Source organism: Acinetobacter sp. V2, from assembly GCF_001188385.1.
Lineage (GTDB): Bacteria > Pseudomonadota > Gammaproteobacteria > Pseudomonadales > Moraxellaceae > Acinetobacter > Acinetobacter oleivorans.
In genome coordinates, this window is record NZ_JZFB01000001.1 from 1,528,219 (window position 1) to 1,533,705 (window position 5,487).

The 5,487-nt window shown below is 38.3% G+C and carries 5 protein-coding genes; 4 read left to right on the plus strand and 1 reads right to left on the minus strand.

Annotated elements, in window-relative coordinates:
* On the plus strand, nucleotides 1–1,032 hold a 1,032-nt coding region (locus UC75_RS20545; RefSeq protein ID WP_265597219.1), incomplete at its 5' end, for a phosphate acyltransferase.
* 91 nt (nucleotides 1,033–1,123) lie between these two features.
* A complete protein-coding gene (locus UC75_RS07015) occupies nucleotides 1,124–2,362 on the plus strand; it encodes a multifunctional CCA addition/repair protein (protein WP_049837132.1) in 1,239 nt (412 codons plus the stop codon).
* A gap of 43 nt (nucleotides 2,363–2,405) precedes the next feature.
* Here UC75_RS07015 and UC75_RS07020 read toward each other — a convergent pair whose 3' ends face one another.
* Nucleotides 2,406–3,581: a S1C family serine protease gene (locus UC75_RS07020; protein WP_013197197.1), complete on the minus strand. Its 1,176-nt coding sequence runs from the start codon at nucleotides 3,579–3,581 to the stop codon at nucleotides 2,406–2,408.
* Between the two features lie 194 nt (nucleotides 3,582–3,775).
* Here UC75_RS07020 and UC75_RS07025 point away from each other — a divergent pair, with 194 nt between their 5' ends.
* Nucleotides 3,776–4,534: a Nif3-like dinuclear metal center hexameric protein gene (locus UC75_RS07025; protein WP_049837133.1), complete on the plus strand. Its 759-nt coding sequence runs from the start codon at nucleotides 3,776–3,778 to the stop codon at nucleotides 4,532–4,534.
* 147 nt (nucleotides 4,535–4,681) lie between these two features.
* A complete protein-coding gene (locus tag UC75_RS07030) occupies nucleotides 4,682–5,308 on the plus strand; it encodes a superoxide dismutase (protein ID WP_049837134.1) in 627 nt (208 codons plus the stop codon).
* The last annotated feature ends 179 nt before the right edge of the window (nucleotides 5,309–5,487 follow it).

A 5,487-nucleotide genomic window follows, 5' to 3' on the forward strand; every position in this document is an offset into this window, starting at 1 on the left:
CAAAAATTGTCTGAGTTTGTATATAACTCTGCATTCTTGATGAAACCAATTTTTGCTCAAGCAAAAGCTGATCCAAAGCGTATTGCATATGCGGAAGGTGAAGACGAGCGCGTATTACGTGCAGTACAAATTGCTGTTGATGAAGATTTAGCTAAACCAATTTTAGTAGGTCGTACTGCTGTAATTGAAGCAAATATCAAAAAATTAGGCCTACGTTTACAACATGGCGTAAATATTGAGATTGTTGATCAAGAACAAAACCCGATGTATGAAGAGTTTTGGAAAGATTACTATCAAACAATGCAACGCAAAGGCATTACTGTTGAATATGCTCAACGTGAAGCTCGCCGCCGTTCAACGTTAATTGCATCTCTACTGGTTAAATTCGGTAAAGCAGACGGTATGTTATGTGGTACTTACAGTAGCTATAACATTCACCTTGACTTTGTACGCAATGTTATCGGTCTTAAAGAAGGCATGAACAACTTCTTCACGTTAAATGCATTAATGCTTGAAGATCGTAACTTGTTTATTGCAGATACTTATGTAAACACTAATCCGACTGCTGAACAACTTGCTGAAATGACTATTTTGGCAGCTGAAGAAGTACGTCGCTTTGGTATTACTCCACGTGTAGCACTTCTTTCTCATTCAAGTTTTGGTAGTGACCAAACTGATTCAAGCGCTCAAAAAATGCGTGAAGTTTATCGTATTTTATCTGAGCAAGCTCCGGAGCTTGAAGTTGAAGGTGAAATGCATGGTGATGCAGCATTAGACGAAAATATTCGTCAATTTGCATTCCCTGGTTCACGTTTTAAAGGTTCTGCAAACTTGCTCATTATGCCAAACCTAGATGCAGCAAATATTTCATTTAACTTGTTGAAAGCGACTTCTGGTAACAACGTTACTATTGGTCCAATTTTGCTTGGCGCAGCAAAACCTGTTCATATTTTGACACCGACAGCAACGACTCGTCGTCTTATCAATATGACTGCTTTAACTGTTGCGGAAATCCAACAACAAGAAAAGTAATTTAGAAAGAGCTTTTTACGAAAAGCCTGTCTAATGACTTGAGAAAACCTCTATTCTGTAGCATGATTGCTTGAAGAATAGAGGTTTTTTCATGCAAGTGTATTTAGTAGGCGGTGCCGTCCGAGATTTTCTACTTGGGCATCCCTATCAAGAAAAAGACTATGTTGTGGTCGGAGCAACACCTGAACATATGCTCGCCCAAGGTTTTCAACCTGTAGGCAAAGATTTTCCTGTGTTTCTTCATCCTGAAACGAAAGAAGAATATGCACTTGCACGTACTGAGCGAAAGTCCGGTAAGGGTTATCACGGTTTTCAGTTTTTTACTGATACCACAGTAAGTTTAGAAGAAGATTTAATTCGCCGTGATTTAACCATCAATGCCATAGCAATGGATCAAGATGGCAAATTATATGACCCCTATGGCGGTCAAACTGATTTAGAAAATAAAACCTTACGACATGTTTCAGACGCTTTTGCTGAAGATCCTTTACGTGTTTTACGTGTCGCACGCTTTGCAGCTCGATATTTCCCATATGGTTTTCATATTGCAACTGAAACCTTACAACTCATGCAAACGATGGCCGAATCAGGTGAACTTGATGCATTAACGCCAGAACGTGTCTGGAAAGAAACTTCGCGTGCGCTTTTAGAAGATCATGCAGATATTTATTTTCAGACATTACGCGATTGCGGTGCGTTAAAACATCTGTTCCCTGAAATTGACGCCCTGTTTGGTGTACCACAACGCCCTGAATATCATCCTGAAGTAGACTGCGGCATACATACTCTTATGTCTTTACAACAAGCATGTAAGTCAAACTACTCACTTGATGTTCGATTTGCTGTTTTAGTACATGATTTGGGTAAAGCATTAACGCCAGTTAACGAACTTCCTCGCCATATCATGCATGAAGAGCGAGGTGTGAAACCAGTTACTGAACTATGCGAACGTTTAAAAGTTCCGACACAAACTCGACAGTTAGCATTATCGGTGTGTAAAGAGCATTTAAAATGTCATCAGATTATGTCTTTAAAACCAGGAACGGTATGGCGTTTATTACAACGTCTTGATGTATTACGCCGTCCTGAGAGAGTAGAAGCTTTTGTACAGGCATGTGAGTGCGATGCAAGAGGAAGACTAGGTTTAGAAGATCGCCCCTATCCTCAAGCCCAATATATGTTAGATGCAATGCAAGTGGTTCGCTCTATTAAGGTTCAAGATTTACCAGAAAATATTAAGGGTGCTGAAATTGGCGAAATGTTAATTCAGTACCGCATTGATGCTTTAACTGAGTTCAAACATCAACATCAGACACCAACACATTCTTAATTTAAGCCAATAAAAAAAGCCTCGTTACGAGGCTTTTTTTGTTTTACTGTTTAGGTAACGGTATATATTGAGATTGACTATTTTGGTTTTTTCTTTCGCCAACTGTTACCACAAAGTTTTCTTGCTTCCCAGCTCGCTCAACCACTACATTAATTTCGCTATTAGGCGCTTGTAATGCAACGTAATTAATCAAATGAGATGCCGAAGTGATTGGTTCATTATTTACTTGAACAATCTTATCGCCAACTTTTATACCTGCTGAAGCTGCTGGACCACTTTTTAATACATCAGCAACAACTACACCAATTTGCTGTTTTGGTGCCAAGACATCGTCTTGTGTAGGTGGTACTAAACTAATGCCTAACCATCCACGTACAACGCGGCCATCTTTCAAAATCGAGTTTAATACTTGTTGGCAAATTTTAGCTGGAATTGCGAAGCCAATACCTAAAGAACCACCTGACTGAGAGAAAATAGCTGTGTTTACCCCAATTAAATTACCAGCAACATCAATTAATGCACCACCTGAGTTACCTGGATTAATTGCGGCGTCGGTTTGAATAAAGTCTTCATAGGTATTAATGCCCAAATCAGAGCGCTCAGTGGCAGAAATAATACCTTGAGTTACCGTTTGCCCTACACCAAATGGGTTACCAATTGCCAAGACAACATCACCCACTTCGTTACCACTAAGCTTAAATGGCAACACAGGTAATTTATCTAAATCGATTTTAATGACTGCTAAATCTGTGTCAGGGTCTGTTCCAACAATCGTTGCTTCCGCACGACGCCCGTCACGTAATGCCACTACAATTTGATCAGCTTGAGCAATCACATGATTATTGGTAAGAATATAACCATCAGCACGTACAATAACCCCAGAACCTAAACTATTTTCATTTTGCTGTTGTTGTTCAGGAACCTGATTTCCAAAAAATTCGCGGAATACTGGATCGCTTAACAATGGATGATTTTGTTTAACTTTCTGGGTCGTAAAAATATTAACAACTGCCGGCGCTGCAACTTTTACCGCAGCACTATAAGACACCACCCCGCCCGTTCGTGAAGTATCAACCAATGGCTCAACTTTCTCGGCAGGCATTTGTACCCCATCAACTGCAACAGTTGGTTTCGGTTGATGGTATTTTTGCCATGCAATAAAACTGGCAATTACAATAATAAGTAACACCCAAGGTAACCATGTAAAGGTGCGGCGCACGTTTATATCCTCTACGAAAAGAAGTTTTTAATTAAATTAATATATTGAACAAAAAGAGTTTTCAGTTAAGCATTTTAAATTAAATATGTCGATATACACAAAAAACTCAAAAAAGATTTGTCTAGCTTTAGTTACACAACAAAATATGTTTCTATAGCTTTAGCAATTATTTACTACTCAATTCAGGAAATATCATGGCGAATTTGCATGAAATTATTCAGTGGTGCGACCAAACCTTAAAAGCAGCAGAATTTAAAGATTACGCACCAAATGGCCTGCAAATTGAAGGTTCAACTGAAGTAAAACGTATCGTTTGTGCGGTTACTGCTTCCGAAGATGCGATTGATGCAGCAATTGCTCAAAATGCGGATCTATTACTTGTACATCATGGTTATTTTTGGAAAGGCGAACCGTATCCAATTACAGGAATGCGTGGTAACCGCATTAAAAAACTTATTCAAAATAATATTTCATTAGTCGCTTACCATCTGCCGTTAGATGCCCACCCAACTTTGGGCAACAATGTAGCCATTGCAGAGAAATTAAATTTACAGAATTTAGAACCACTTGATTTAACCGAGAAACATCCGATTGGTAATATTGGATATTTAGAGCAAGCACTTTCTGTGGACGAATTTAAAGCAAAACTACAAAATAGTTTTGATTTTAAGGTAATTCATTTACCAGCTGGAAAACAAAGCATTCAAAAAGTAGGTTTCTGTACAGGCGGCGCTCAAGATTTTATTGCTAAAGCAGCTTTGCAAAATTGTGATGCTTATATTTCAGGCGAAGTCAGTGAACGAACTTTCTATGAAGCAAAAGAGTTAGGTGTTCACTATTTTGCTTGTGGTCATCATGCAACTGAACGTTATGGGGTTCAGCGATTGGCACAAGCAATTTCACAACAGTTCGCTATTGAAAGTGAATATTTTGAATTGAATAATCCGATTTAATTAAGTCTTTTTTTCAATCTGTGTTATGCGTATTAATTAGATCTTTATTGTGTATAGTTCTTTAAAACGATGCCCTATTGTGAACAGAATCATTTACAATAGAGCCACTTAATATTGTATAACCCAGCAAATGCAAGGAATAGGAACATGACAACCATTACTTTACCTGCACTTCCATATGGCTATGATGATTTAGCGCCACATATCAGTAAAGAAACTTTAGAATACCATCACGATAAACACCACAATACCTATGTTGTTAACTTAAACAACTTAATCAAAGGAACTGACCTTGAAGGTAAAACTTTAGAAGAAATCATCAAAGCAACTGCTGGTGATGCATCTAAAGCTGGTATTTTCAACAACGCTGCTCAAGTTTGGAACCATACTTTCTACTGGAATTCTATGAAGCCAAATGGTGGTGGTAAACCTACTGGCGCAATCGCTGCTAAAATTGAAGAAGCTTTTGGTAGCTACGAAAAATTTGCAGAAGAATTTGCTGCTGCTGCAACAACTCAATTCGGTTCAGGTTGGGCTTGGTTAGTTGCTGACGAAGTAAACGGTAAATTATCTATCACTAAAACTTCTAATGCAGACACTCCACTTGCACATGGTCAAATTGCGGTATTAACAATTGACGTATGGGAACACGCTTACTACATCGATTTCCGTAACTTACGTCCTAAATACATCACGACTTTCTTAGAAAGCCTAGTGAACTGGGACTATGCAAATGCAAAACTTGCAGGTCAACCAGCAGGCGTAGAGAAATAATTTTATTTCTTTATAAAAACCACCCTATTTTGGGTGGTTTTTTTATTTTTAATACAACAAAAGCATATTAATCAAGCAAACGATTCATTTTCTTTAATATTCTTATTGACGCTTTTAGATTTCATCCATAAAATGCGCATCAGATTCTCCAATAGCTCAGTCGGTAGAGCGACGGACTG

Coding starts and splice junctions, on each gene's coding strand:
- UC75_RS07015 (WP_049837132.1), top strand. CDS start 1,124: ATGCAAGTGTATTTAGTAGGCGGTGCCGTCCGAGATTTTCTACTTGGG.
- UC75_RS07030 (WP_049837134.1), top strand. CDS start 4,682: ATGACAACCATTACTTTACCTGCACTTCCATATGGCTATGATGATTTA.
- UC75_RS07025 (WP_049837133.1), top strand. CDS start 3,776: ATGGCGAATTTGCATGAAATTATTCAGTGGTGCGACCAAACCTTAAAA.